Here is a 3,154-nt window from a genome sequence, read left to right as displayed (position 1 = left end):
GGCGACGGCCAGATCAAGATCGAGATGCACTTCCTGCCGGACGTCTACGTCCCGTGCGAGCAGTGCCACGGCAAGCGCTACAACCGCGAGACGCTCGACGTCCGCTTCAAGGGCAAGTCGATCGCCGACGTCCTCGACATGCCCGTCGAGGAGGCCGTCTCGTTCTTCGCCCACATCCCGAAGGTGCACCGTCGCCTGCAGACGCTCGCGGACGTCGGGCTCGGCTACCTCCGGCTCGGCCAGCCGGCGACGACGCTCTCCGGCGGCGAGGCGCAGCGGGTCAAGCTCGCGACCGAGCTGTCGAAGATCGCGACCGGCAGGACGCTCTACATCCTCGACGAGCCGACGACCGGCCTGCACTTCGCCGACGTGGAGCGTCTCCTGGAGGTGCTGCACCGCCTCGTCGACCAGGGCAACTCGGTCGTCGTCATCGAGCACAACCTCGACGTCATCAAGACGGCCGACCGCATCATCGACATGGGGCCCGAGGGTGGGGAGGAGGGCGGCACGGTCGTCGCCGCCGGCACGCCCGAGGAGGTCGCGGCGGCACCGGAGTCCCACACGGGCCGCTTCCTCGCCGAGCTCGTCGAGCCGGCTGCGGCGGCGAGGCCGAAGAAGCGCGCGGCGCGGAAGAAGCCGGTGAAGGCGGCGGCCTGAGGGCCGGGCCCTCGGTCGAGGGCGCTGGCGGTCCGCGCGGGAGCGGACATCCCCCTGCGCCCCGATCCGCGCCCCCGGCCCGGGGTGTGGTGCGTGGGGTGGCAGTGCCGCTGCCCCGGTGGCGGCGGGGGCGTGTGGCATCTCAGCGACGCATGGCGTCGCCCGTTCTCCACACGTCGCCGCGCGGCGCCGCGTGTGGCGTTCCGGCGACACATGGCGTCGTCAGAACGTCACACGCCCTCGTCCTACCGCGCGCGGTGGCGCTGCCACCCTTGCCCTCAGCAGAGGACGGGGGGCGCGTGAGCCGCAGTGGCTGACGTCGAGCGGAGGCGGACGTCCTCCGGAGCGGCGTCGCAAGACGCCCGGAGGGCGGGTTGCGGAGCGCAGAAGGATGTCCGCCTCCGCTCAGACCGCAGGCCCCGACTCACCCAGCGCCGCCGCGATCCGCGCGCGCGCCGCCTCGCGGAGGTCCGCGACCGTCGCGTGGTCGGCGGGGTCGAGGGGCTCGAGGACCTCGACCGTCGCGTCGACGTGCTCGCGCAGGACGAGCCCGTGCTTCGGGAGCGCCCGGGCGGTGCCGTGGACGGCGATCGGCACGACCGGGACGCCGTGCTGGATCGCGAGCTCGAAGGCGCCGTCCTTGAACGGCTGCAGGAGCCCGTCGCGGGTGCGGGTCCCCTCGGGGAAGAAGAGGACCGGGCTGCCCGCCTGGAGCAGCCGCGAGCACTCGGCGAGCATCTCGACGACGGAGGAGCGGTCGCCGCGCACCAGCCGCACGTAGCCGTTGAGGCTCATGTTCCAGCCGATGAAGGGGATCTTGAAGTTCTCGTGCTTCGACACCCACTTGAAGGGGCGCAGGAGACCGAAGAGGACGAGGATGTCGACGAGCGACGCGTGGTTGGCGACGAGGACCGCCGGGCCGCGCCACGGGAGATGCTCCCGGCCGGTGACCCGCAGCTTCCACAGCGGGTTGAGGCGCACGAAGACGAGCGCCCACACGCACGAGTAGAGGTGGAGGACGACGCGCCGGCGGTCGAACGGCGCGGTGACGACGCGGATGACGACCGCGACGGCGAAGAAGAACGGGGCGGAGAGGCAGATGAGCGCCCAGTAGACGGTCGAGATGACGCGCAGCACGTGGCCGGCGACCCTACCGTTCCGCCGGTCCGCGGGGACCTGGGCGGGTGCCGGTGCGGCCCCGCGATTCTGGGAGGCTTGCCCGATGACCCGCGCGCAGGCCAAGCTGTGGCTCCAGAAGCTCCGCTACTACAAGCGCGACCGGCTGCCGTGGCGGCTCGCGCGTCTCCACGTCGAGCTCGCGCGGCGTGAGTGCTTCGCGAAGGGACCCCTCCACGGCGAGGTCCTGCAGATGATCGACGAGGGCCGGCTCGAGCTCGGCCCGCACGTCCTCTTCGAGCCGGGGGCCTGGCTCACGGGCAGCGGTCGGCTGACGATCGGCGGGGGGACCTTCCTCAACCTCGGCGTGCAGGTCGCCACGGTCGAGCGCGTCGAGATCGGCGAGCACTGCATGTTCGCCAACGGCTGCCTCATCACCGACGGCAACCACCGCTTCGACGACCTCGAGAGACCGGTCCCGTGGCAGGGCTTCACGACGAAGGGCCCGACGATCATCGGCGACAACGTCTGGTGCGGCGCGAACGTCGTCGTCACCAGCGGGGTGACGATCGGCCGCCGGTCGGTCGTCGGCGCGAACAGCGTCGTGACGTCCGACATCCCCCCGTACTCGATCGCCGCGGGGTCGCCCGCGCGCGTCCTGCGTCGCGTCGAGGGCGCGCCCGTCGCCTCCGCGGGCGACGCCTCCGGTGCTCCGTGAAGCGGTCGATCGGCGGAGTTCCCGCTCGTTGCGGCTTCACCGGCCGGTAACGACCGGCAGCACTGCGGTACCGTCGTCACCTCATGGGGTCAGAAGGGAACCTCGTCACCGTCAGCGGCCCTGACCGCGGGACGCTGCTCGCGAACCTCACGGTCCGCTTCGGACGCGTCGACATCGTGCATGAGCGCGCTGTCGACCTGCCCGAGGGCGGTCGCGGATGGGAGCTCACCGTCCGCCACAAGACGTTCGTGAGCGACCTCCCGCCGGTCGTCGGCCCGCGCGACGAGACCCCGGCCCCGCCGGCTCCCGGTCCCGACCCCGCGCCGCCGCCGGCCCCCGCGCCCGATCCCGGCCCGCCGTCCCCGCCGGAGCCCGCTCCGGCCCCGACGCCCGCCCCTCCCGCGCCGGAGCCGCCATCGGAGCCCGACCCGGTGCCGGAGCCCTCGCTCGAGGTCCCGGCCGAGCCATGGGAAGCGGCCGACGACCCAGAGGTGACGGCCCGCGCCGCCGAGGCCTCTGCACGCGCGGCCGCGATCCGCGAGCTCGCGGAGCGGGAGGCGGAGGAGACCCGCGCACGGGCCGACGCCGCAGCGGAGCGCGTTCGCGCCGAGGCGGCCGACGAGGCGCGCGCCCTCCGCGAGGCCGCGGAGCGGGAGACGGCCG

Annotated in this window: 3 protein-coding genes and 1 pseudogene; 3 read left to right on the top strand and 1 reads right to left on the bottom strand. The window is 73.5% G+C overall.

The features are described 5' to 3' along the window. Positions 1 to 657 (top strand): ATP-binding cassette domain-containing protein (locus tag ACME2J_RS22170; RefSeq protein ID WP_495547121.1); only part of this gene is annotated, 657 nt, incomplete at its 5' end. Between the two features lie 405 nt (positions 658 to 1,062). Here ACME2J_RS22170 and ACME2J_RS22165 read toward each other — a convergent pair. Beyond that, positions 1,063 to 1,794, bottom strand: a complete 732-nt coding sequence (locus tag ACME2J_RS22165; RefSeq protein WP_495547120.1) for a lysophospholipid acyltransferase family protein — start codon at positions 1,792 to 1,794, stop codon at positions 1,063 to 1,065. Positions 1,795 to 1,879: 85 nt separating this feature from the next. On the opposite strand from ACME2J_RS22165, the gene ACME2J_RS22160 reads away from it, so the two are divergent. Together ACME2J_RS22160 and ACME2J_RS22155 are read left to right on the top strand one after the other, a co-directional pair. After that, positions 1,880 to 2,491, top strand: coding sequence for an acyltransferase (locus ACME2J_RS22160; RefSeq protein ID WP_495547119.1), 612 nt, complete (start codon positions 1,880 to 1,882; stop codon positions 2,489 to 2,491). 83 nt (positions 2,492 to 2,574) lie between these two features. Beyond that, positions 2,575 to 3,154 (top strand): annotated as a pseudogene (locus ACME2J_RS22155) (hypothetical protein); the annotation flags it as partial.

The organism is Paraconexibacter sp. (genome assembly GCF_059438195.1).
The sequence above is the reverse complement of the archived record's forward strand: the minus strand, read 5'-3'. Positions and strand labels throughout refer to the sequence as shown.